This is a genomic window from Pseudoduganella sp. SL102 (assembly GCF_027856995.1).
GTDB classification, from domain to species: Bacteria; Pseudomonadota; Gammaproteobacteria; order Burkholderiales; family Burkholderiaceae_D; genus Rugamonas; species Rugamonas albidiflava.
The window spans coordinates 6850998-6874034 of the sequence record NZ_CP115554.1; the positions used below are offsets into that span (position 1 = coordinate 6850998).

The following is a 23037-nucleotide window of genomic DNA, read 5'->3' on the forward strand; positions in this document are numbered from 1 at the left end:
TCCCCGATTGTTTGAACAGCGGGGCCATCATAGCAAGCCCTGCCGTTCGAACGCGAGGAATTCATTGCTTGTAGCGACCATGCTGGCGCACGCGCGCCAGCCGTTCGGCCGTATCGGGATGGCTGGACAGGTAGGCTGGCACCTGGATGCCTTCCTCCTGCAGGCCCTGCAGCGCTGAAAACACTTTCTCCATGTGCGCCAGCGGCAAGCCGTTCCTCTCCAGCAGCGCGACGGCGTAATCGTCGGCCTCGCGTTCCGCATCGCGTGAATAATGCAGGTCCAGCGCCAGCGCCGGCAGGCCGGCCACCAGCGAGCTGGCGTCGCCGGAGATCAGCAGGCTGGCTGCGGCAACGATGGAACCCTGGATCAGCCGCCGTGTCAGGTGGCGGCCATGCAGGTGGCCCAGTTCGTGCGCCAGCGTGGCCATCACGGCGCCATCGTCACCGAGCAATTCCACCATCTCGTCGGTCATCACGATGTGGCCGGAGGGCAGCGCAAACGCGTTCGGGCCGATGCGGCTCTTGCGGAACACCAGTTGCCACGCAGGCGCCGGCCCGCCGGCCAGTCCGTCGGTCGTGCCCGGCGGCACCAGCTGCGCGAAGCGCGCCGCCAGTTCGCCGCGCCGCACCGCGGGCAGCCGGCTCGGCGAGAACACGTGCCGGTCCAGCAGCGCCAGCGTGCCCTTGCCCATCTGGCGCTCGACCGCTACGGGCAGGTTGTGCGCCAGCAGGTCGGCGCCGGCCGGCAGCACGAACAGGTAGCCCAGCACCAGCACGCAGCTCGTGACGCACAGCGCCACCAGCGTGCCGCGCCAGCTTTGCTGTGCACGCACCACCATGCTGTCGCGGTGGCCGGTGGCGTGCAGCAGCGTGTCGAGCGCCGCCTGGTCGTCCGCCTCGAAGGTGGCTTCGTCGGGGAACGTCAGCTTGCGCGGTGCATGGGCGATCCGCTCGGCCACGCGCATCTCCCTCAGCGGCGTGCTGCGTTCGACGTCGCCCTCCAGGTGCACGGCGCCGTCGCGCACGGCCAGCGTGACACGGTGCGCGCGCGACGTGGTGCCATCGAAATAGCTGCCGGCCAGGCCCGTCTCCATGCCTTACAGCGCCAGGTCGAAGTCGGCCAGGTCGGCCGCGCCGTCGCCGATGGCGCTGACCTGCGCCTGCTGGCCGGCCACGAAGTCGTCCAGGTTGCCATTGACGATCAGCGAGGTGCATTCCAGGCGGTACTTCATGGCGCGCACGGTGGCGAACGGTATGAACAGGCCCAGCGTGAAGATGATCGCCAGCAGGTTGGTGATGTAGATGCCGGCAATGCGCGTGACCCGCATCGTGGAGCGGAAGGCATGGTCGCCCAGTTGCGTATGGTTCCAGACCAGGTTCTGCAGCACCGTCATGAATACCCAGCCAGCGCACAGGATGAAGGGGTAAAGGACCAGCGGACCGAATACGACCATGGCGATCCAGTCGGCCTTGAAAGATGTCGTCAGCACGATCGCGACCACGGCGACCGCCGCCACGCAGACAGCGAACAGCCCCAGGTAGGCCTTGTAGAAACTGCCCACTGCCGCGTCGAACGAGAACGGCGCATTGCCGAAGCGGCTGCTGGTGTGCTGGAAGCGCTTGACCCGCTGGTGCGCGAACGGATACAGCAGGCCCAGGGTGAGCACGCCGAGCAGTGGCAGCACCAGGAAATACAGGTAGGCTTCTTTCGCCGTGCCGCCGAAGCCGAAGCGGATGCCGCGGTAGCTGCTGTTATACAGCGCGAACTGCAGGCTTTTCCACAGCAGCCATGGCATCACCGCCCACATCAACGCCACCATGGCGAAACCGGCCACCGGCGACAGCTTGAACGCCAGGCTGTAGCCGCCAATCAGCAGGCCGGCGATGGCGCGCCCCTTCAGGATCGCGAGCGGCTTGGCATGGTACTCGAAGCCGCCGCCGGCCAGCCGCGTGTTGGCGTAAAAATACTGGTTGCGCCGCACCTTGGCCCAGGCCGTATAGATGCCCAGCGTGACGACCGACAGGAACAGGTTGACGATCCAGATCCGGAAATACTCGCTGCCCGAGGCGGTGAAGGCAAAGCCCTCTTCCCGGCTTTCCGGGTCTACCTGCCGTACCGCTGCACCGCCGCTATGTATGCTGCTCATGATGCTCCCCATGATGGTGAGATTGAAGTGAACGAGCACGATGCAGGCGCCTTGAATAGTTGTCAATCAGAAATGACAAATGTTCTCATGGAGTGTGCACGGCTGTGACAATTGGAGAGCATCGCCGGCTTCCCCGCGCCGGACCCGCGCCCTCCGCACTCATGTAAAATGGCACGGTTTCCGGGCAGCTGCCCGCCTCTCTTACTGATCACCCGACATGCTAGACAATCTGACTCAACGCCTCGCCAAGGTCGTCAAGACCATGCGCGGCGAGGCCCGCCTGACCGAAGCCAACACCGCCGAGATGCTGCGCGAAGTACGCCTTGCCCTGCTCGAGGCCGACGTGGCGCTGCCCGCGGTGCGCGAATTCATCGGCAAGGTGAAGGAAAAAGCGCTGGGCGAGGAAGTGGTGGGTTCGCTGTCGCCGGGCCAGGCGCTGGTGGGCGTGGTGCAGCGCGAGCTGGGTGCGCTGATGGGCGCCGACCTCGGCCCCGAAGCGGCGCAACTGAGCTTCGCGCAGCAGCCGCCGGCGATCATCCTGATGGCCGGCCTGCAGGGTGTGGGTAAAACCACCACCGTCGGCAAGCTGGCCAAGTACCTGCGCGAGCAGAAGAAGAAAAAAGTGCTGACCGTCTCGGCCGACGTGTACCGCCCCGCGGCGATCGCGCAGCTGCAGTCCGTGACCGGCCAGGCCGGCGCCGACTTCTTCCCGTCCACCGCGCAGGACAAGCCGGTGGACATCGCCCTCTCCGCGCTGGACTGGGCGAAGAAGCATTACCACGACGTGCTGATCATCGACACCGCCGGCCGCCTGGGCATCGACGAAGAGATGATGAAGGAAATCGCCGCCGTGCACGGCGCGGTGAAGCCGGTCGAGACGCTGTTCGTGGTCGACGCCATGCTGGGCCAGGATGCGATCAACACGGCCAAGGCCTTCAACGACGCGCTGCCGCTGACCGGCATCGTGCTGACCAAGCTCGATGGCGATTCACGCGGCGGCGCGGCGCTGTCCGTGCGCCATATCACCGGCAAGCCGATCAAGTTCGCCGGCGTGTCCGAAAAACTCGACGGCCTGGAAGCGTTCGATCCGGCGCGGATGGCCAACCGTATCCTCGGCATGGGCGACATCCTCGCGCTGGTGGAAGAAGCGCGCAAGGGCGTCGATGCGAAAGCGGCGGCGGACCTGGCCGCGAAGGTCAAGGCGGGCGGCAAGTTCGATATGAACGACTTCAAGGCGCAGCTGGGCCAAATGAAGAAGATGGGCGGCATGGCCGGCCTGGTCGACAAGCTGCCGGCGCAGTTCCAGCAGGCGGCCGGCAACGCCAACATGGACCAGGCGGAAAAGCAGGTGCGCCGCATGGTCGGCATCATCGATTCGATGACGCCGGCCGAACGCGCCAAGCCCGACCTGATCAAGGCGGCCCGCAAGCGCCGCATCGCAGCCGGCGCCGGCGTGCAGGTGCAGGAAGTCAATCGCATGCTGAACCAGTTCGAGCAGATGCAGACGATGATGAAAAAACTGCAGGGCGGCGGCCTGATGAAGATGATGCGCTCCATGAAGGGCATGATGCCGGGCATGCGCTAATCGGCCTGCGCTGAAACGCGGCCATGGCGGCGGCGCGGCGACTTGCCGTACCTGAGTACTGTCTGCGTCGCCGCGCCTTGCCCTGACCACGTTGCAGCACAGTCCCGGCGACTGTGTTCCGCGCCCGCAAAGCCTGATACCACGGGCGTTTCTTCCTTCTAACCGCCCTGTGCGCAAGCCCAGCGGCGGTTTTTGCCATTATTAACCTTTCTTTACGTGCCGTTTCCCACAAATAAGACGAAAAACGCTTGCATCCTTGTAAAAAGCCCACCAATATTAGCCGTGCGATTGTAGTGCGCAAATTTCCCTGTGTTTGTTAAGGAGGCTCGAATATGGCAACAGCCAAGAAATCCACGGCAGCACCTGCCAAGAAAGCCGCGACCAAAGCGGCTCCGGCAAAGAAGGCCGCCGCTCCAGCGAAAGCTGCAGCCAAGCCGGCAGCGAAAAAGGCAGAACCCGCAGCACGCAAGCCCAATGCAGCATTCATGAAAGAGATGACTCCGTCCGCACAGCTGTCTCCGGTAGTTGGCGCCTCCCCGCTGCCACGCACGGAAGTCACGAAGAAAGTCTGGGAATACATCAAGAAGCACAACCTGCAGGACGCTGCCAACCGCCGCATGATCAACGCGGACGACAAGCTGAAAGCTGTCTTCGGCGGCAAGGCCCAGGTTTCCATGTTTGAAATGACGAAGCTGATTTCCGATCACCTGAGCTGACCATGTACCGGCCAGCCCGGTTGTAATCGCCCCGGCGTGAAAACACCGGGGCATTTTTTTTGGCGCTGTTCGCTTTAAACAGGCATCGTCGCTGAGCAGGCCTTGTCACTAAGCAGGCTTTGTCGTTGCGTTTGGCGCTGTTCGCCTTCAGCGCCGCTTTCCAGGCCGCTTCTTTGCTCCGGCTGATGACAACTTGCATTTAATAAGTTGCCAAAAAGCTTATTTTTATCGATGATGGCATCCCCACAAGACAAAGGAGATGCCGTGTCCAGCCAAGTTTCCGCCCCCATCGACGTTGCCCAGCCGCCCACGCTGTCGGTTGGCGATATCCAGGTCGACCGCTCCACCCATTTCGCTACGTTCACCATCACGCTGGACCGGGCCATCACCCAGCCATTCAGTGTCGACTACGACACCATCAACGGCAGCGCGTATGCCGGCGTGCGCGGCGATTACATGGCCAAGGCCGGCACGCTGCATTTCGCCGCCGGGCAAACCACGCAGGTCGTGTCAATCCCGCTGGCCGCCGCGGACGCGCAGGGCGCCGAATGGTTCGGCCTGCGGCTCGGCGCGTTGCATGGCCCGGGCGCCCGCACGGTGACGGTCGGCGACGCGGTCGGCCAGGCCCTGCTGGGCGGCCAGGAGGCCGCTACCCTGTCGCCCTACCTGCGCATCGCGGACGTGGTGACCGACGAAGGCAAGGGCTACCTGGAGTTCGTGGCAACGCTGAGTGCGCCGAGCGCCGGCGCGGTCAGCTTCAGCTACAAGGCTTATGCGGCGGACAATCCCGGCCAGTTGGTCGCCGAGTCCAGGGTAACGATTCCCGCCGGCGCGACCCAGCATGTGATCCGCCTGCCCATCGCGGACGATACCGGCGTCCGCGATGCCCGCAACATCGTGCTCGAGACTTCCGCCGTGTCGGGCGCCCGCGCCGAACGTTCCGGTGCCACCGGGACGGTGCTCGACAACGACATGATGGCAAACGGCATCGTCAAGTCGCTGCTTTCCGTGGGCACGGTATCGGTCGATGAAACGGCGGGGCTGGTGACTTTCGCGGTCACGCTCGACAAGCCGGTGGACGCGCCCGTCTCGGTGCGCTATGCCACCGGGGATGGCAGCGCCGTTGCCGATCCGCTCGGCGGCGACTACCAGGCCGGGTGGGGCACCGTGCATTTCGCCGCGGGCGAGCAGGTCAAGTACGTGACCGTTGCGCTGCGCGACGATGCGCTGGCCGAACAGGCCGAGATGTTCCAGCTGCACCTTGCCACCAATCCCACCGGGCCCGGCGCCGGGTTCGTGGTGGTCAGCACGACGCCCGGCGAAGCGTGGATCGGCCGCAGCGACCTGCCGGCGGCCAGCACGCCGGCGCTGACCGCCGGCAGCGTGACGGTGGGCGGCAACGAAGGCTATGCCGAGTTCACGCTGACCCTGTCGGCAGCCGCGCCGGAACGCGTGAGCGCCGGACTGGTATTGCTGGATGCGCAGACGAAGGCGACGGTCCGCTTCGTCGGCAGCGTCGAATTCGAACCGGGCACCACGCTGCAGACGGTGCGCGTGCCGGTCGGCGAGGGCTCGCCCTTCGTGGCGGACAAGGCTTACGAGCTGGCGCTCGCCACCCCGCACAACCTGTCGACCGCGGCGGGTGCGACGCTGGCCAGCTTCACCGTCACCGAAGGCGACCCTTCCATCAGCAGGATTCCGGCCGCGTCCGTGCGCGACGTCACCGTCGATGAAGCCCATGGCACGGCCACGTTCAGCGTGGTACTGGACCGCCCGGCCACGTCGCCGCTGACGTTCTCCTGGCATACCGCGGACGGCACCGCGCGCGCCGGCAGCGATTATGTCGCCGCCAGGGGCGTGGTGACATTCGGCGCGGGTGACGTGGTACAGCGCGTCACGGTGCCACTGGTGCAGGACCACGCGGCGGAGGGGGCGACGGAAACCTTCCAGCTGGTCATCGAACTGCCCGACGGCAGCATCGACGCATCGATCCGCGACAACTCGGGAAGCGCCTTCATCCGCGACAGCGGCGGCACGGCGCAAAGCTACACGATCGCCGCCCGTGCTGCCGTGGCCAGCGAGAATGGCTGGGCGGAGTTCGACGTGACCGGCAGCGCGATGAAGGGCGGGCCGGAGCTGACCTACACGATCAGCGGCATCGATGCGGACCGCGTGGCCGGGGGCCTGGAGGGCACGGTCACGCTGGGCGCGGATGGCAAGGCCCTGCTGCGCGTGCACCTGCTGGACGACCTGTCGGCCAATCCGGATGCGACACTGAAGGTCACGCTCGGTTCCGGCGCAAGCGCCGCGGTGACCGTGGTCGACACGCTGCCACTGAGCGGCACTCCCGGCAACGACCGCTTCACGCTGCCGCTGCATCGCGATGACCGCTTCGATGGCGGCACGGGGCTCGACACCGTGCTGGTGGGCGGCGTGCGCGAACAGTTCGACCTGGCCAGCTTCGAAGGTGGCTGGCACCTGCGCAATGCGGCGACAGGCACCACGATCACGCTGGTGGACGTGGAGCGCATCGAATTCCAGAACGGCGCGGTGGCGCTCGACCTCGACGGCCATGCCGGCCAGGCGTACCGGCTGTACCAGGCGGCGTTCGACCGCCTGCCGGACCAGGAAGGGCTGGGCTTCTGGATCGCGGGCCTGGACAACGGCGCCACGCTGGCGGATGTGGCGGCCCAGTTCGTGGGTTCCGCCGAGTTCGCCCAACACTATGGCGCGAACCTGGGCGATGCCGCCTTCGTCACGGCGCTGTACGCCAACGTGCTGCACCGCGCGCCGGATGTCGGCGGCGAGGCATTCTGGCTGGGTGCGCTGCAAAAAGGCGTGTCGCGCGCCAGCGTGCTGGTGGAATTCAGCGAGTCGGCCGAGCACCGCGCTTCCCTGGTGGCCTCGGCGCAGGACGGCATCGAGTTCCAGGTATTCGGCTGACAAGCCGGCATGACAGGAAGAGCAACAGAAGAAACGCCGGCGGTTTCCGCATGACAGGAACCGCCGGCGGTACCGGCTCAGCGCCAGTTATTCCAGGCTTTGAGCACCGCGTTCGGGTAGGCCGGCTTGCCGCGGCTGCCGTTGTAGCGCCCCAGCGCCAGGAACAGGTCGCCCCGTTCCATGTCGATGTACATGCGCAGGATCGCGCAGCCATAGCGCAGGTTGGTCTGCATGTTGAACAGCTTGCGGCGGTCGCGGTCGCCGATCACGTTGGTCCAGAACGGCATCACCTGCATGTAGCCGCGCGCGCCCACGATCGACACGGCGTACTTGCGGTACGCCGACTCCACCTGGATCAGCCCCAGCACGAGCGAAGGCTCGAGGCCGGCGCGGCGCGCCTCGTACCACACGGTTTCCAGGAATTCGCGGCGATGCATCTCGTCGGGCAGCTTGCGCGCCAGGCGCCCTGACATGTCGGCCAGCCAGGCCTCGTAGCGCGCCTGGTCGGCCGGATTGGTGAACGCGGGCTTGGGTGGACGGGCATCGAGGATCGCGTTGGACAGCGCCAGCCGCACCGAGTCGGCCAGCGATTCCTCTTTCTGGTTGCCGGCAAAGCCGAAAGGCGCGCACAGCACGCCGGTGGCGAAGGCCACCGTGTGCCACCAGCGCAAGGGGCGCGCCCACCAGCGGCGCCTTTCCCGGCCCACCTTCATTATTGCTGCACTCGGGCCTTGATGAAGGCCACGATGTCCGCCACCGGCACGCTGGTGGCCTCGGTATCGCGGCGGCCCTGGTATTCCAGGTTGCCATCCTTCAGGCCACGGTCGCCGATCACCACGCGGTGCGGCACGCCGATCAGTTCCCAGTCGGCGAACATGGCGCCCGGGCGCAGGCCGCGGTCGTCGACGATCACGTCGATGCCGGCCGCCAGGGCCGCCGCGTACAGCTTCTCGGTCTCTTCCTTCACCAGTTCGCTGCGGTCGTAACCCATCGGGCACAGCACCAGCTCGAACGGCGCGATCGAGGTCGGCCAGATGATGCCCTTGTCGTCGAAGTTCTGCTCGATCGCCGCGCCCAGGATGCGCGTCACGCCGATGCCGTAGCAACCCATCTGCAGCGGTGCCGGCTTGCCGTTTTCATCGAGGAAGGTGGCGTTCATCGCCGCCGAGTACGCAGTACCCAGCTGGAACACGTGGCCTACTTCGATGCCGCGCTCGATCGCCAGCGTGCCCTTGCCATCCGGCGAGGGATCGCCCTCGACCACGTTGCGCAGGTCGGCGGTGACGTGCGGCTCGGCCACGTCGCGGCCCCAGTTGGCGCCCGTGAAGTGGAAATCTTCCTCGTTCGCACCGGTGACGAAGTCGGCCATGTTGGCCACGGTCCGGTCGGCTACCACCGTGACCGGGGCCTTGGTGCCGATCGGGCCCAGGTAACCCGGCTTGCAGCCGTACACTTCGGCGATTTCCGCTTCGGTGGAGAAGCGGTAGGCACCCTGCAGGCCCGGCACTTTCGCCGCCTTGATCTCGTTGAGCTCATGGTCGCCGCGCAGCAGCAGCATGAAATACTGTTTATCCAGTTTGCCGTCGGTCTCGGTTTCCACCGTCAGCGCGATCGTCTTCACCGTCTTCGACAGGTCGATGCCCAGCAGTTTCGCCACGTCCTCGCACTTGGCCGCCTTCGGCGTGGCCGTCTTCACCAGCTCGGCGGAAGGCGCGGCGCGCGTGCCCGACGCTACCGCCTCGGCCGCTTCCATATTGGCCGCGTAGTCGGAGGTGGGGCAATACACCAGCGCATCTTCGCCGGTGCTGGCGATCACGTGGAATTCATGGGAACCGGTACCGCCGATGGCGCCGTTGTCGGCCGCCACGGCACGGAACTTCAGGCCGAAGCGCGTGAAGATCTTCGTGTACGCATCGAACATGACCTGATAGGACTTTTGCATGCCTTCCAGGTCGCGGTCGAACGAGTACGCATCCTTCATCGTGAATTCACGGCCGCGCATCAGGCCGAAGCGGGGACGGCGCTCGTCGCGGAACTTGGTCTGGATGTGGTAAAAATTCAACGGCAGCTGGCGGTACGACTTGATCTCGCTGCGCACCACGTCGGTGATCACTTCCTCGGACGTGGGCTGGATCGCGAACTCGCGGCCATGCCGGTCCTTTACGCGCATCAGTTCCGGCCCCATCTTGTCCCAGCGGCCGGTTTCCTGCCACAGCTCGGCCGGCTGGACCAGCGGCATCAGCAGCTCGATGGCGCCGGCGCGGTTCATCTCCTCGCGCACGATCGCCTCGACCTTGCGGATCACCTTCAGGCCCATCGGCATGTACGTGTAGATGCCCGAGCCCAGCCGCTTGATCATGCCGGCCCGCATCATCAGTTTGTGGCTGACGATTTCGGCGTCGGAAGGCGCCTCTTTGAGTGTGGAAATAAAAAACCGTGACGCACGCATATCTGTGAATTCTTTTCAAAAAGAGAGGGTTATAATCAACCTAATTTTAAAGGATTAGCTGGCTGATGCATCCATCATTTATACAATCTGCGCAACTGCGTGGCCAACCGCGCGTTCAACGGCGCGCCAGGCCGCGGCCTTCAACCGCGGTCGCGCCGGCTGCTTCCCTACCCGGGGGGCGCTGCCGGCACGCGGAATCATGGGCAAAAATGTAAGAAGATAGGTGGGGGCTGCGTCGGCACGCAGAAAGTTTGAGGTGCACTATGCTCGATCGGGAAGGGTTCCGCCCCAACGTCGGCATCATCCTGCTCAACTCGCATAACGAGGTGTGGTGGGGCAAGCGGGTGCGCGAGCACTCATGGCAATTTCCGCAAGGAGGAATCAAGTACGGCGAAACACCCGAGCAGGCAATGTATCGGGAGTTGCAGGAAGAAATCGGCTTGCGCCCGGAACACGTGAAAATCGTGGGCCGCACGCGCGACTGGCTGCGTTACGAGGTACCGGACCATTTCATCAAGCGCGAGATCCGCGGCCATTACCGTGGCCAGAAGCAGATCTGGTTCTTGCTGCGCATGTGCGCGCGCGACAATGAAGTGAACCTGCGCCTGACCGACCACCCTGAATTCGACGCCTGGCGCTGGCACGAATACTGGGTGCCGCTGGACGTGGTCATCGAGTTCAAGCGCGAGGTGTACCAGCGCGCGCTGCAGGAATTATCCAGGTTCCTCACCTGGCCCGCGCACGGCGAACGCCGCCATTCGTCGCGCTACCTGCGCCAGCCGCATGGCCGCGGCCAGCAGGGCCAGCGGCCCCAGCAGCAGACGGTGGCGGCGCCGCCACAGGAGTTGGTCGGTTGCGACGGCGCGGCGCTGGCGACGTCCGGCAAGCGCTGACGTTCGCCGATCCGGCGCCGCCGGATGCACTGGTGTCGGACATCCTGCCTCCGGCAGGGTGTCCGACACCGTTTTTCGTCGCCCGCCACCAGCGCGTGTTTCTTCATCGGCAGGTATCGGCTGCTTTCCACCGCCCGGCACCGGCAAGCGTTTCTTTGTACAATGTGCGCCTCCCCGCACAATGCACGCCTTCCGCCAGCCATGTTCACCCCCTCCTCCCACGACGTCCGCCGTTTCTTCTGCGAAGTGTTCCGCAAGGACCGCGCCCATGAAATCCTGACCCCGCTCGAAGCGATGGCGCTGGACTGGGTGCGGCTGCATCCCGAGTACGATACGGCGCTGGCCGACGTGGATGCGGCACTGGCCCGCGATTACTCGGTGGAAGGCGGCGAAGCCAATCCCTTCCTGCACCTGGCGATGCACCTGTCGATTTCCGAGCAGGTCTCGATCGATTCTCCGCGCGGCATCCGCGCCGCCTACGAAGCGTTGTCGAAAAAGCGCGATTCCACGCACGAGGCGCAGCATGAAATCATGGAATGCCTGGGGGAGATGATCTGGAAGTCGCAGCGCAGCGGGCTGCCGCCGGACGGGGATGCGTACATCGACGCCGTGAAGCGCCGCGTGCAGCAGTGAAAGTTGCCTGGAAAATGGGGTCGTCCTGATGCCACTCGCTAAGCGTCATCCGGCACATTGAAAGCGCATGCGTTCACCCCAACCGCGAAAGGCTGGGGTCAGACCCGGCGGGTCTGACCCCGGATTTTGCACTGGGGTGGCATTATCTAAAAGGCATCAGGGTCTGCCCCTGAGTTTGCTGATTCTCGTTCAGCGCTTGATGACCATCGAGCCCGGCAGGCTGTGGAAATACGCCGCCAGGTCTTCGATATCCTTGTTCGACAGGGGCTTCACCAGCCCGCCCATGATCGGGTTGTTGCGGCCGTTCGGGCCGTCGCCGCGCTTGTAGGCGACCAGCGCATGGGCCAGGTAATCCTTGTGCTGGCCGGCCAGCTTCGGATAGCTCGGATCGATCGGCGAGTTGTAATCCTTGCCATGGCAGGTGGCGCAGGCGTACTTGTCGGCCAGGGCCTTGCCGTTGTTGATGTTGCCGCCGGCGGCGGAGACCGCGGCGGAGGCGATGCAGCAGGCCACGGCGAGCAGGGTTTTCTTCATCGTGGTCCTCATTTCTGCTTGGCGTAATAGGCGGCGATGTCGGCGATGTCCTGGTCGGACAGGCTGACGGCGATGCCCTTCATCGACGGGTGCTTGCGGTCACCTTTCTGGTAAGCCTTGAGCGCCGCTTCGATGTACCTGGCATTCTGGCCGCCGATCTTCGGCACCTGGAACACTTCGGGGAACGTGGCCTTGTAGCCCGGGATGGCGTGGCAGCCGATGCACATTTCGATCTTGGCTGGCGCGGCGGCCGGGTTGCCGACGACGTCCGCGGCGACGGCGACCTGGGTTGCCTGCGTGGCGCCGGCAAGCAGGCATACTGCTATGAGTCTATTCATGGGTGGCTAGTCGAATCCAAAAGAGTAATTGGAGGGGACTCATTCTCGTCGCGGTCTCCGTGTCCCCTTGCTGCTTGCATAAATACTTGCTTTTCGTGCTACCAGCGGCCGATTCTAGCGCAGCTGTTTCCGGTCGTCCACCACGATTCCAGTACGTTCTGGCATGCTCGGAACTACCGTATACTGGCTTTTTTCGTCCGCTACGGAAAGCTTTTCCATGACCGTCTCCCACCAGACCCCACGATTCGACGGCTCCGCCCAGTATGTTGCCACCGCCGACCTGAAACTTGCCGTGAACGCGGCCCTCACGCTGCAGCGCCCGCTGCTCGTGAAAGGCGAGCCGGGCACCGGCAAGACCATGCTGGCCGAGGAAGTCGCCGCCGCGCTGGACCGCCCACTGTTGCAATGGCACGTCAAGTCGACCACCAAGGCGCAGCAGGGGCTGTACGAATACGACGCCGTTTCGCGCCTGCGCGATTCCCAGCTGGGCGACGAACGGGTGCGCGACATCCACAACTACATCGTCAAGGGCGTGCTGTGGCAGGCCTTCACCGCGCCGGAACCGGTGGTGCTGCTGATCGACGAGATCGACAAGGCCGACATCGAATTTCCCAACGACCTGCTGCGCGAACTGGACCGGATGGAATTCTACGTGTACGAGACGCGGGAGATGGTGGTGGCGAAGCACCGCCCGCTGGTCATCATCACATCGAACAACGAAAAGGAATTGCCGGATGCCTTCCTGCGCCGCTGCTTCTTCCACTACATCGCCTTCCCGGACAAGGATACGATGGAAGCCATCGTCAAGGTGCACTTCCCGCACCTGAAGCAGGAATTGCTGGCGCAGGCGCTGCGGACGTTCTATGAAGTGCGCGATGTCTCCGGCCTGAAGAAGAAGCCGTCCACCTCCGAATTCCTCGACTGGCTGAAACTGCTGCTGGCCGAGGATATCCCGCCCGAGGCGCTGCGCAGCAACGACAGCAAGGCGATCGTGCCGCCGCTGCACGGCGCGCTGCTGAAGAACGAGCAGGACGTGCACCTGTTCGAGCGCCTGGTGTTCATGGCGAGGACCAACCGGTGATCGACGTCCGCCCCGTCACGCTGGAGTTCAATGGCGTGCGCCTGGAGCCGCTCGAGCAACGCCACGCCGACGGCTTGCGCGCGGCCGCCCGCGACGGCGAGCTGTGGAAGCTGCGCATCACCTCCGTGCCGGAGCCGGACAACGTGGCGGCCTACATCGCCACCGCGCTCGAGATGCGCCCTGCCCGGCTGGCCTTCGCCGTGCTCGATGCCGCCACCGGCGAAATCCTGGGTACCACCAGCTACCACGACATCGTACCCGCCATCGACCGGCTCGAGATCGGCTACACGTGGTATGCGAAAAGCCGCCAGCGCAGCCACGTCAACACCAGCTGCAAGCGCATGCTGCTGGCGCATGCCTTCGACACGCTGGGCTGCGCCGTGGTGGGCCTGCGCACCGACAACTTCAACCATGCCTCGCAGGCCGCCATCGAACGGCTCGGCGCAAAGAAGGACGGCGTGCTGCGCCACCATGGGATCCGGCGCGACGGCACCGTGCGCGACACGGTCATGTACAGTATCGTGCGCGGCGAATGGCCGGAAATCCGCGCGCACGTCGACTATCTATTGCAACGTCCGCAACGTCCGCAACCTCCACGCCCATGCTGATCGACTTCTTCTTCACGCTGAAGGACGCGAAAATCCCCGTCACCATCAAGGAATTCCTCACCTTGCTGGAAGCGATGGAGCGCGGCGTCGTCACGCAATCGTTCGACGATTTCTACTACCTCGCGCGCCTGGCGCTGGTGAAGGACGAAGCCCACTACGACCGCTTCGACCGCGCCTTCGCCCAGTATTTCAAGGGTATCGACGGTGCGTTCGACGGCAAGGCATCGATCCCGCTGGACTGGCTGCTGCAGCGCATGAAGCGCGAACTGACCGACGAGCAGAAGGCCTCGCTGGAAAAATTCGGCTACGACAAGCTGATGGACCGGCTGGCCGAACTGCTGAAGGAGCAGAAGGAACGCCACGAAGGCGGCGGCAAGTGGATCGGCACCGGCGGCACCTCGCCGTTCGGCAACGGGGGCACCAACCCGGAAGGGGTTCGCATCGGCGGCAAGGGCGGCGGTCGCACGGCCGTCAAGGTGTGGGACCAGCGCACCTACAAGGACTACGACGCCGACAAGGAGCTGGGCACCCGCAACATCAAGGTGGCCCTGCGCCGGCTGCGCCGCTTCGCGCGCGATGGCGCCCAGCAGGAACTGGCGCTGGACCAGACCATCCGCGCCACCGCCAACAATGCCGGCTGGCTCGATATCCGCATGCAGCCGGAACGCCGCAACAACGTGAAGGTGCTGATGCTGTTCGACGTGGGCGGCACGATGGACGACCACATCGAGCGCACCGAGGAACTGTTTTCCGCCGCGAAGTCGGAGTTCAAGAACATGGAGTTCTTCTACTTCCACAACTGCGTCTACGACTACCTGTGGAAGAACAACCGGCGCCGCAATGCCGAGCGCTTCCCCACCTGGGACGTGCTGCGCAAGTACCCGCCCGACACCAAGCTGATCTTCGTCGGCGACGCCACCATGAGCCCCTACGAGATCCTGCAGGCCGGCGGCTCGGTCGAATACAACAACGAGGAAGCCGGTGCCGAATGGCTGGCCCGTTTCACGCACGCCTTCCCGAAGTTCGCCTGGCTGAACCCGGAGCCGGAACAGTACTGGCAGTACCGGCAATCGATCGCGATCATCGGCCAGCTGATGAACGGGCGCATGTTCCCGGTCACCCTGGACGGGCTGGAGCGGGCGATGCGGGTGCTGAGCAAGTAGGGTATCGGCCGCCAGGCGCCGGCGGCGATCCGGTTAGCGGCATTCATCCCGCCGGCGCCGAGTTCCTCCCCGATTCACGGGCATTCGTCGCATGGGCGAAATCATCCTCTCGCCCGCCGCTAGAATGGCGGGGCAAGTCCAACACGAGGATTCCGATGAGCTCTCCCGCTTACCCGCCATTCAACGCGCCGCCCGTGCCGAAGATTACGCACGAGCGCCGCCTGGTGCGCCGCTACCTGCTGCAGTCGGCGCTGCGCTTCAACGCCGGTTCGCTGCTGTTCGTGTCGCTGGCGATCGCGCTGCTGCCTCTCGGGATGGATATCGGCACGCCTGCGCCGGGCGAAGCGGGAGTCCGCAAGCTGGATCCGTACATCGTCGGCGGTGTCGTGCTGGCGATCATGGCCTGGCTCGCACTGTTGTCCAGCGGGATCGCCCGCGGCTTTCTTTCCCGGCTGGGCGACCAGGGCACGGCGCTGTCCGCCGAGTGGATCGCATCCACGGTGACGCGCCGCATCGATGCCCCGTTCAATCCCTACACCACCTTCGACCTGTGCACCGAAACCCTGTCGGGACTGGCGCTCGGCACCGCGCTGGGCTACGCCGGGCCGCCGGCGTTCTCCCATGACCCGTTCAAGGGCCGGATCGTGCTGGGCCGCTGGCGTCCGCCGGTACTGGGACGCCATGTCGAGGTGAGGGTCTCGACCGAGCTGGGTCCCAGCTGCCGCATCGAGCTGCGCAGCCGCCCGGGCCTGGCCTGGTTCGCGATCCAGCAGGGCCAGTCGCTGAAGGCCGCCGAGACGGTGTGCGCCCACCTGCGCCAGCACCTCGAACGCCACGCGGCCGTGCTGGAAGCGGCGCGGCGCGAACGCGAGCTGGAACGCACCTCGCTGCAGGCGCGCCTGTCGGCCCTGCAGGCCCAGGTCGAGCCGCACTTCCTGTTCAATACCCTGGCCAACCTGAAGTACCTGATCCGCACCGACCAGCAGGCCGCCCAGGAAATGCTCGACCACCTGGTCGGCTACCTGCAGAACGCACTGCCGGACATGCGCTCGGTATCCTCGACGCTGGGCCGTGAAATGGACCTGGCCAGCGACTACCTGGCGGTGATGCGTATCCGCATGGGCGAACGGCTGCGCTTCGACGTCGCCGTGGACGACGACTTGCGCAGCCTGCCGTTTCCGCCGGCGATGCTGATCTCGCTGGTGGAAAACGCCGTCAAGCACGGCCTGGAGCGGGCCAGCCGGCCGGGCCTGATCACCGTCGGCGCGCAGCGCGAGCACAAGGGGGATGGCGAGCTGCTGTGCGTGTCCGTGGTCGATGACGGCGTCGGCCTCACCGAACAGGCCGGCCAAGGCACGGGCCTGGCGAACATCGCCGAACGCCTGGCGCTGCTGTACGGGCGCGCGGCCAGCCTGTCCGTGGAGCCCGGCGGCGGACAAGGCGAAGCACGGGGTGTGAAGGCCGTGCTGGCGGTGCCCGTGGCAGGAAAGGACGCCTGATGCCGACCGCCCTGATCGTCGAAGACGAACCGCTGCTGCGGGCGGAACTGGCGGACCAGCTGCGCGGCCTGTGGCCCGAACTGCGGATCGCCGGCCACGCCGAGAACGGCATCGACGCGGTGGCGCGCATCGACGCCTTGAAACCGGACATCGTGTTCCTGGACATCCAGATGCCCGGCCTGAACGGCCTGGAAGTGGCGCGCCACATTCCCGAATCCTGCCAGGTGGTGTTCGTCACGGCCTACGCGGAACATGCGCTGGCCGCCTTCGATGCCGGCGCATCCGACTACCTGGTCAAGCCATTGACCACCACGCGCCTGCTGCGGACGATCCGCCGCCTGAAGTCGCGCGCGGTCGCAAATCCGCCGCCGGCCGTGTGGGAAAAGCTGTTCGAACGGGATACCGCGCCGGTGTACCTCAAGTGGATCAAGGCATCGAGCGGCAATACGGTGCGGCTGGTGATGGTGAGCGAAGTGCTGTACTTCCAGTCGGACGAGAAGTACACCCGGGTGGTGACGGAGAAAGGCGATGCGCTGATCCGGCTGCCGCTGAAGACCCTGCTCGAGCAGCTGGACCCGCAGCAGTTCGCGCAGATCCACCGCAGCGCCATCGTCAACCTCCAGGCAGTCGACCGGATCGAACGCAATGATCCCGAGGGGCGCGGCGCCGGCCTGGAGGTGATCCTGAAGGGCCGGGCCGAGCGCCTGGCCGTCAGCGAAGCCTTTACCCGGCAGTTCCGCCAGATGTAGCCGGGCCGGGTAATGCCGGGCCGCCACCCGGCGCAGCGATGTCCAGTTTGCTGCCCGCGAGCTCGCAGCCGACGGTTATCCGGTCATCAAAATTAGTCTGAATGAAGCAGCTGGATGGCCTGTGGACTAGGCCGCCGATCGCGCACGCCTGTTCGATCGGCACGACACATTGTTATCAACCAGGAGGAGAAAAAATGAAGAAGAAATGGATCGTCATACCGTCGTTGCTGGTGCTGGCCGTGGTCGGCGTAGTGGCTGCAGCAGGTGCGACCCAGCCCATGTGGCGGCCGCTTTGGGAGCGGGTCAATCCACCGCCGAAGGTGGTGGTCGATCGCGCGATGCGGACGAAAGCGCTCGATACGCTGGTGGCGAAGCTGAACGAGAACTATATCTTCCCCGACAAGGCCAAGGAGATCGAAAAAGTGCTGCGCCAGCGCCAGCAGGAGGGCAAGTACGATGGCATTACGGAGGGCGAACAGCTGGCAAGACAGCTGACGGAAGATATTCACGGCGTCGTGAAGGACCTGCACATGGCGGTGGTATCCAGCCCCGGGATGGTTCCGCCCGACGACGCGCTCGGACCTCCTCCCAGCACGCGTGCCGAGTGGGAGGAGCGCGCCCCTCTACCCATGCGCCTGTTCGCCCGTGTGTCGGACCTTGGCGTGGAAAAGGTGGATCACCTGGGCCCGAGGGTGGGCTACCTGAAGCTCTCCGCATTCCATCCTCATTTCCTGGTGGAGGAAAAGTTTGCCGCGGCGATGGACAAACTGGCCGACACCGATGGCCTCATCATCGACCTGCGCGAAAACGGCGGTGGCGCACCGGACTCGGTGGCCTTGCTGGTCAGCTATTTCGTCGACGGGCGGACCCGCCTCAACGATATCTGGGACCGCAAGACCGGCGTCGCCAAACAGTTCTGGTCGGTGGACAAGCCTGGCGGCAAGCGCTATGGCGGCAAGAAGCCGGTGATGATCCTGGCCGGCCCAGGCACGATGTCCGCCGGCGAAGACTTCGCCTACACGATGCAGGCACTGAAACGCGCCACGGTGATCGGCGAGCGGACCTGGGGCGGAGCCCACCCGGCGCGCCCCTATCGGCTTGGCGACCACTTTTTCGCCGTGATCCCTGACGCGCGCAGCATCAGCCCGATCACCCGGAGCAACTGGGAAGGCACGGGCGTCATCCCGGATATTCCGGCGGCACCCGACAAGGCGCTGGCGATGGCCGAGGACCTGCTGCGGCGCCGCCTTCAGGGCTCCGCCCCGCTGGCCGCGGCGGGACACTGACGGCTCCGCCGCACTTCCCGGCGCTACCCTCGCCGCCAGCCGCGACGCGCTGTTATCCCGCGTGGTTCGCGGCTGATCCGACAACGGTCAGAATACCTTCGATACGGTCAGCAACACTGCATCCCGCCCCGTAAACTTGCCGTTGACGGGCGAAGCATAGGCGGCCTTGCCCGCGTTGGTCCCCACGTAAGCCACGGCCACGGTAACGATGCCGATGTCCTTCGTCACGCCGGCCTTCCAGTCCGTGTAGCTGGAGGCATCGTGGTTGCGCACTTCCTGCCGGCCGGCATGCAGGTTGACGGTCCAGCCGCCGCCCACGTCGTGGTTGACCGACGCATCCAGGTAGCCGCTGTGCCGGCTGTCGGCAAAGCCGAACAGGTTGGTCGCCGCATGCGAGTACTTCAGCGTGGCGGGGCCGTAGCCCAGCTGCCCGTAGAACTCCAGCGTGTCGGCATCCGGATGCAGGCCGTTCGAGGGATAGCCATAGCCCAGTACGCCGATATCGTACGTGACACCGTTCGCGAGCTCGCCGCGCTTGCCGGCGTAGACGTCGATCTCCACGCTGCCGTCGCCGCCCGCATCCTTCGTCCATTTGATCGTCGAGGCCCAGGCCCCCACGTAGACGCCGCCGTCCGTCCAGTCGGCGCCGCCCTGCAGTGCCGGTTGCAGCCGGGTCTGCGAAATGCCCCGGTAGCGGTAGTCGGATACGCCGGCCACGTTGTACGTGACCTGCGCCGAAGCGCCGGTCGCAAACAGGACGGCAAGGGAGATGCCTGAAAACAGTCGTTTCATGGTGTCTTTCAAAAATTGAGGGTGAGTGCGGCCTTCGCCGGCACGCGCGGGCGTGGCGGCGCAGCTGGCCTGTGCTGCGAAGTAAAGTTGCCAGCCAGTGCTGGCCGGGCGCTAGCCGGGGGCGAGCAGCAGCCGGTAGCCGACCGCCGTCTCGGTCAGCAGGTGTGCCGGCTGGGCGGGATCGCGCTCCAGCTTCTGGCGCAGGTGGCCCATGTAAATGCGCAGGTAATGGCCGTTGTCGGCGTTCGACGGTCCCCATACTTCGCGCAGCAGCTGGGGATTGGTCACCACGCGGCCGGCATTGTTGACCAGTACCGCCAGCAGCCGGTACTCGGTCGGCGTCAGGTGCACCATCTGCCCGCCGCGGGTGACCATGCGCGCCGGCAGGTCCACCTTCACGTCGCCGAACTGCACCACGCCGCCGGCATCCTGTTCCGGCGCGCGGCGGCGGCGCTGCAGCGCGCGCACGCGGGCCAGCAGCTCGCCGACACCGAACGGCTTGGTCAGGTAATCGTCGGCACCGGCATCGAGCGCGTGGATCTTCTGCTCTTCGGCGACGCGGGCCGACAGCACGATCACGGGCACCGGCGACCATTTGCGCAGGTCGGCGATCAGGTCGACGCCATCGCCGTCGGGCAGGCCCAGGTCGAGGATCACCAGGTCGGGGCGGCGGGTACCGGCGTCGATCAGGCCGCGCTGCATCGTCGCCGCCTCCTGCACGTGCCAGCCCTCTTCCTCCAGCGCCATGCGCACAAAACGGCGAATCTGCGGTTCATCCTCGACCAGCAGCGCGGTCGGCGTCGGCCCGTCCGCCAGCTTGCTGGTCGGCTTATTGGCCACCTTGTCGGTCAACTTATCGGTCAATTTGTCGCTCATCCAGTGGTTCCTCCGGCAGCGCGGGCGGGGTCCCCAGCGGCAGCGTGAAGACCAGGGCCGCGCCCCCGTCCCCGCCGCGCCGCGCGGAGATCGCGCCGCCGTGCGCCTCGATGATCGCGCGGCAGATCGCCAGCCCCAGCCCCACGCCGGGCTTGGCGGATTCGCGTTCGCCGCGCGTGAATTTTTCAAAGATCGCTTCTTCCTGGCCGGCCGGCAGGCCGGGGCCATCGTCGGCCACGGTGACTTCCAGGCTGCCGCGAAAGACCCGCGCGGACAGCGTGATCGTACTGCCGGCCGGCGTATATTTCGCCGCGTTTTCCAGCAGGTTGCCGAGTACCCGCTCGACCAGCACGGCGTCGTAGCGCACCAGCGGCAGGTCGGCCGGCAAGGCCGTGGCAATGCGGTGCCCGGCCAGCAGCGTGCGGCTGGCGCGCAGCGCGCTGCCCACCGTTTCCTCCAGCGCCTGCCATTGCAGGTTCAGGTGCACGGCGCCGCTTTCGATGCGCGCCATGTCGAGCAGGTTCGCCACCAGGGTGCTCATGCGCACCGTTTCTTCCTGCAGCGCGCGCGCCAGGTCCATCTGCATGGTGGACAGGGCCGGTTTCGACATCGCCAGCGACTCGGCCAGCCCCACCAGCGACGTCAGCGGCGTGCGCAGGTCGTGCGACAGCGCCGCCAGCAGCGAATTGCGCAGCCGCTCCGATTCCATCTGCACCAGCGCTTCCTGCGCCACATCGATGTAGTGCACCCGCTCCAGCGCGATCGCGGCCAGCGCGGCGAACGTGTCGAGATGGCGGCGCTGTTCGGGGATCAGCAGCCAGCGGCGCTCTTCCGGCTGCAGCGCCAGCACGCCACGGGTGCGCATCGGCGCGACCAGCGGCAGGTAGAACCAGGGCGACGCCGGCAGCGTGCCCGTGCCGATGCCGGCCGCCTCGGCATGGTCGAATGCCCACTGGCCGATGGCCGGATCGGGCGAATCCGCACCTTCGGCGGACGCCGGCGGCACGGCCGCTTCCAGGCGCCCTTCGGCATCCGGCAGCAGCAGTGCCACGCGCGCGCGAAACGCCTGCGCCAGCGTGCGCTGCGTGATCTCGACCACCTGCTCCCCCTGCAGCACGCCGGTCAGCTCGCGCGCATATTCATAGAGCGCACGCACGCGCTCCTCGCGGTGCGACGCCACCCGCGCCTGGAAGCGCAGGTTGGCGGTCAGGTGGCTGGTGATCAGGCCCACCACCAGCATGACGCCGAACGTGATCAGGTACTGGACATCGCTGACGGCGAACGAGAACGTGGGCTGCACGAACAGGAAATCGAATGCGGCCACGCTGGCGAAGCTGCACAGCACGGCCGGCCCGCGGCCCAGCCGGAACGCCACCACCAGCACGGCGAGCAGGAACAGCATCGCGATGTTGGTGACTTCGAGTGCGCCCGCCAGCGGCAGGCCCGCCAGCGCGACGGTGCCGCTGGCGGCCAGCGCCAGCACGTAGCGCCCGTACCCAGCCTGCCCCGAAAAACGGTGACAGTCACCATTTTTTCTGGAACTTCCGTTGCCCGTAAATTGGTGACTGTCACCGTTTTTGGAGAAACTTTGCTCGGCGGAAGCGACTTCGACAATGTCCAGCGCCGGAGCGGCGGCGGCGATGCGCCGCTGGTGCGGCGTGCGCCACGGCCAGGCGGGTGCGGCACGGCCCAGCACCACCCTTGGGATATTCTGCGCCAGCGCATAGCGGGCAATGGCGGCGCCGATGTCGTCGCCGGCCAGCACGGCCGTGGTGGCGCCCAGGTCCTGCGCCAGTTTCAGCACCTGCAGGATCTTCTCGCGCCGCGCGGCCGGCAGGCGTTGCAGCGCCGGCGTTTCCACGTACACCGCATGCCAGTCCGTGTTCAGCTGGCTCGCCAGCCGGGCCGCGCTGCGCACTACCTGTTCGCCATCCGCTCCAGTGCCCACGCAGGCCAGCAGCGCCACGCCCGACTGCCACAGCGGGCTGATGGCCTGTTCCACGCGGTAGGCCTGCACATCGCCGCCGATGCGGTCGGCGGTGCGGCGCAGCGCCAGTTCGCGCAGCGCGATCAGGTTCCCCTTGCGGAAGAAATTGCGGGCGGCGCGCCCGGCCTGCTCGCCCTGGTAGACCTTGCCCCGCCTGAGCCGGTCGAGCAGTTCATCGGCTGGCACGTCCACCAGCACGACTTCGGCGGCCCGGTCGAACACCGTGTCGGGCAGCGTTTCCGCCACGCGGATGCCGGTGATGCCGCCGACCACGTCGTTCAGGCTTTCCAGGTGCTGCACGTTCACCGTGGTGAACACGTCGATGCCCGCGTCCAGCAATTCCTCCACATCCTGCCAGCGCTTCGGGTGCCGCGAGCCGGGCGCGTTCGAGTGGGCCAGTTCGTCCACCAGGATCAGGCCGGGGCGGCACGCCAGCGCGCCGTCGAGATCGAACTCGGGCAGCATCCTGCCGCGCCAGGCCACCTGCTTCGGCGGCAGCACCTCCAGGCCGTCGAGCAGCGCCGCCGTCTCGCCGCGGCCATGCGTTTCGGCGATGCCCACCAGCGGCCGCACGCCCTCGGCCTGCAGCTTGCGGGCGGCCGACAGCATCGCGTAAGTCTTGCCCACGCCGGCCGAAGCGCCGAAGTAGATGCGCAGCCGGCCGCGCGCGTCGCGCTGTTCGCCGGCTTGCACCCGGGCCAGCAGGGCGTCCGGGTCGGGGCGTTGGCTGTCGATGGGAATCATGCGGCGCAGTGTAGA

20 protein-coding genes are annotated in these 23037 nt (G+C 66.0%); 11 read left to right on the forward strand and 9 right to left on the reverse strand.

Annotation, left to right across the window (positions count from 1 at the left end; all coding sequences use genetic code 11):
- Positions 1-61 precede the first annotated feature (61 nt).
- Both OU994_RS29015 and OU994_RS29020 read right to left on the reverse strand, forming a co-directional pair.
- On the reverse strand, positions 62-1093 hold the full coding sequence (locus OU994_RS29015; RefSeq protein ID WP_281608715.1) for a M48 family metallopeptidase: 1032 nt from the start codon (positions 1091-1093) through the stop codon (positions 62-64).
- A gap of 3 nt (positions 1094-1096) precedes the next feature.
- Complete coding sequence (locus tag OU994_RS29020; RefSeq protein ID WP_281608716.1) at positions 1097-2146, reverse strand: YjgN family protein; 1050 nt, start codon at positions 2144-2146, stop codon at positions 1097-1099.
- A gap of 217 nt (positions 2147-2363) precedes the next feature.
- Here OU994_RS29020 and ffh point away from each other — a divergent pair, with 217 nt between their 5' ends.
- From ffh to OU994_RS29035, 3 genes are all read left to right on the forward strand, one after another.
- Positions 2364-3731: a signal recognition particle protein gene (gene ffh, locus OU994_RS29025; protein ID WP_131143911.1), complete on the forward strand. Its 1368-nt coding sequence runs from the start codon at positions 2364-2366 to the stop codon at positions 3729-3731.
- 332 nt (positions 3732-4063) lie between these two features.
- Positions 4064-4447, forward strand: coding sequence for an SWIB/MDM2 domain-containing protein (locus OU994_RS29030; RefSeq protein ID WP_130187556.1), 384 nt, complete (start codon positions 4064-4066; stop codon positions 4445-4447).
- Between the two features lie 264 nt (positions 4448-4711).
- Positions 4712-7390, forward strand: coding sequence for a Calx-beta domain-containing protein (locus tag OU994_RS29035; protein WP_281608717.1), 2679 nt, complete (start codon positions 4712-4714; stop codon positions 7388-7390).
- A gap of 77 nt (positions 7391-7467) precedes the next feature.
- On the opposite strand, the gene OU994_RS29040 is transcribed toward OU994_RS29035, so the two are convergent.
- Together OU994_RS29040 and OU994_RS29045 are read right to left on the reverse strand one after the other, a co-directional pair.
- Positions 7468-8103, reverse strand: coding sequence for a lytic transglycosylase domain-containing protein (locus OU994_RS29040; protein WP_281608718.1), 636 nt, complete (start codon positions 8101-8103; stop codon positions 7468-7470).
- The gene (locus tag OU994_RS29045) at positions 8103-9839 is read right to left on the reverse strand and encodes a proline--tRNA ligase (RefSeq protein WP_281608719.1); all 1737 of its coding nucleotides are present in this window, start codon (positions 9837-9839) and stop codon (positions 8103-8105) included. Before OU994_RS29045 ends, OU994_RS29040 begins: the two co-directional genes overlap by 1 nt.
- Before the next feature lie 263 nt (positions 9840-10102).
- On the opposite strand from OU994_RS29045, the gene OU994_RS29050 reads away from it, so the two are divergent.
- Entirely contained in the window at positions 10103-10732 is a 630-nt protein-coding gene (locus tag OU994_RS29050; protein WP_131143907.1) for an RNA pyrophosphohydrolase, read from the forward strand.
- Between the two features lie 201 nt (positions 10733-10933).
- Positions 10934-11365, forward strand: a complete 432-nt coding sequence (locus OU994_RS29055) for a DUF1841 family protein (protein WP_281608720.1) — start codon at positions 10934-10936, stop codon at positions 11363-11365.
- Between the two features lie 189 nt (positions 11366-11554).
- On the opposite strand, the gene OU994_RS29060 is transcribed toward OU994_RS29055, so the two are convergent.
- Positions 11555-11899 carry a cytochrome c gene (locus OU994_RS29060; protein WP_131143905.1) on the reverse strand — a complete coding sequence of 115 codons (345 nt, stop codon included), beginning with the start codon at positions 11897-11899 and terminating at the stop codon, positions 11555-11557.
- Positions 11900-11907: 8 nt separating this feature from the next.
- Positions 11908-12237, reverse strand: a complete 330-nt coding sequence (locus tag OU994_RS29065) for a cytochrome c (RefSeq protein WP_131143904.1) — start codon at positions 12235-12237, stop codon at positions 11908-11910.
- A 217-nt stretch (positions 12238-12454) separates the two neighbouring features.
- Between OU994_RS29065 and OU994_RS29070 the strand changes: the two genes are divergently transcribed.
- The 6 genes from OU994_RS29070 (at position 12455) to OU994_RS29095 (ending at position 18623) form a co-directional block, all read left to right on the forward strand.
- Positions 12455-13318: a MoxR family ATPase gene (locus OU994_RS29070; RefSeq protein ID WP_281608721.1), complete on the forward strand. Its 864-nt coding sequence runs from the start codon at positions 12455-12457 to the stop codon at positions 13316-13318.
- Positions 13315-13926, forward strand: a complete 612-nt coding sequence (locus OU994_RS29075; RefSeq protein ID WP_281608722.1) for a GNAT family N-acetyltransferase — start codon at positions 13315-13317, stop codon at positions 13924-13926. Before OU994_RS29070 ends, OU994_RS29075 begins: the two co-directional genes overlap by 4 nt.
- Entirely contained in the window at positions 13920-15089 is a 1170-nt protein-coding gene (locus OU994_RS29080) for a VWA domain-containing protein (RefSeq protein ID WP_281608723.1), read from the forward strand. Before OU994_RS29075 ends, OU994_RS29080 begins: the two co-directional genes overlap by 7 nt.
- Positions 15090-15244: 155 nt before the next feature.
- On the forward strand, positions 15245-16588 hold the full coding sequence (locus tag OU994_RS29085; protein ID WP_281608724.1) for a sensor histidine kinase: 1344 nt from the start codon (positions 15245-15247) through the stop codon (positions 16586-16588).
- A complete protein-coding gene (locus OU994_RS29090; protein ID WP_281608725.1) occupies positions 16588-17337 on the forward strand; it encodes a LytTR family DNA-binding domain-containing protein in 750 nt (249 codons plus the stop codon). Before OU994_RS29085 ends, OU994_RS29090 begins: the two co-directional genes overlap by 1 nt.
- Before the next feature lie 194 nt (positions 17338-17531).
- A complete protein-coding gene (locus OU994_RS29095) occupies positions 17532-18623 on the forward strand; it encodes a S41 family peptidase (protein WP_281608726.1) in 1092 nt (363 codons plus the stop codon).
- An 87-nt stretch (positions 18624-18710) separates the two neighbouring features.
- Here OU994_RS29095 and OU994_RS29100 read toward each other — a convergent pair whose 3' ends face one another.
- The 3 genes from OU994_RS29100 to OU994_RS29110 form a co-directional block, all read right to left on the reverse strand.
- Entirely contained in the window at positions 18711-19415 is a 705-nt protein-coding gene (locus OU994_RS29100) for a TorF family putative porin (RefSeq protein WP_281608727.1), read from the reverse strand.
- Positions 19416-19526: 111 nt separating this feature from the next.
- Positions 19527-20291, reverse strand: a complete 765-nt coding sequence (gene kdpE / locus OU994_RS29105; protein ID WP_373922503.1) for a two-component system response regulator KdpE — start codon at positions 20289-20291, stop codon at positions 19527-19529.
- Positions 20269-23022 carry a DUF4118 domain-containing protein gene (locus OU994_RS29110; protein WP_281608728.1) on the reverse strand — a complete coding sequence of 918 codons (2754 nt, stop codon included), beginning with the start codon at positions 23020-23022 and terminating at the stop codon, positions 20269-20271. The genes kdpE and OU994_RS29110 overlap by 23 nt, the downstream gene beginning before the upstream one ends.
- Between the last annotated feature and the right edge of the window lie 15 nt (positions 23023-23037).

Bases quoted from the DNA above. Each gene is read 5' to 3' on its own strand.
- OU994_RS29015 (WP_281608715.1), bottom strand. From the start codon at position 1,093: ATGGAGACGGGCCTGGCCGGCAGCTATTTCGATGGCACCACGTCGCGC.
- OU994_RS29020 (WP_281608716.1), bottom strand. From the start codon at position 2,146: ATGAGCAGCATACATAGCGGCGGTGCAGCGGTACGGCAGGTAGACCCG.
- ffh (WP_131143911.1), top strand. From the start codon at position 2,364: ATGCTAGACAATCTGACTCAACGCCTCGCCAAGGTCGTCAAGACCATG.
- OU994_RS29030 (WP_130187556.1), top strand. From the start codon at position 4,064: ATGGCAACAGCCAAGAAATCCACGGCAGCACCTGCCAAGAAAGCCGCG.
- OU994_RS29040 (WP_281608718.1), bottom strand. From the start codon at position 8,103: ATGAAGGTGGGCCGGGAAAGGCGCCGCTGGTGGGCGCGCCCCTTGCGC.
- OU994_RS29045 (WP_281608719.1), bottom strand. From the start codon at position 9,839: ATGCGTGCGTCACGGTTTTTTATTTCCACACTCAAAGAGGCGCCTTCC.
- OU994_RS29050 (WP_131143907.1), top strand. From the start codon at position 10,103: ATGCTCGATCGGGAAGGGTTCCGCCCCAACGTCGGCATCATCCTGCTC.
- OU994_RS29055 (WP_281608720.1), top strand. From the start codon at position 10,934: ATGTTCACCCCCTCCTCCCACGACGTCCGCCGTTTCTTCTGCGAAGTG.
- OU994_RS29060 (WP_131143905.1), bottom strand. From the start codon at position 11,899: ATGAAGAAAACCCTGCTCGCCGTGGCCTGCTGCATCGCCTCCGCCGCG.
- OU994_RS29065 (WP_131143904.1), bottom strand. From the start codon at position 12,237: ATGAATAGACTCATAGCAGTATGCCTGCTTGCCGGCGCCACGCAGGCA.
- OU994_RS29070 (WP_281608721.1), top strand. From the start codon at position 12,455: ATGACCGTCTCCCACCAGACCCCACGATTCGACGGCTCCGCCCAGTAT.
- OU994_RS29080 (WP_281608723.1), top strand. From the start codon at position 13,920: ATGCTGATCGACTTCTTCTTCACGCTGAAGGACGCGAAAATCCCCGTC.
- OU994_RS29085 (WP_281608724.1), top strand. From the start codon at position 15,245: ATGAGCTCTCCCGCTTACCCGCCATTCAACGCGCCGCCCGTGCCGAAG.
- OU994_RS29090 (WP_281608725.1), top strand. From the start codon at position 16,588: ATGCCGACCGCCCTGATCGTCGAAGACGAACCGCTGCTGCGGGCGGAA.
- OU994_RS29095 (WP_281608726.1), top strand. From the start codon at position 17,532: ATGAAGAAGAAATGGATCGTCATACCGTCGTTGCTGGTGCTGGCCGTG.
- OU994_RS29100 (WP_281608727.1), bottom strand. From the start codon at position 19,415: ATGAAACGACTGTTTTCAGGCATCTCCCTTGCCGTCCTGTTTGCGACC.
- kdpE (WP_373922503.1), bottom strand. From the start codon at position 20,291: ATGAGCGACAAATTGACCGATAAGTTGACCGACAAGGTGGCCAATAAG.
- OU994_RS29110 (WP_281608728.1), bottom strand. From the start codon at position 23,022: ATGATTCCCATCGACAGCCAACGCCCCGACCCGGACGCCCTGCTGGCC.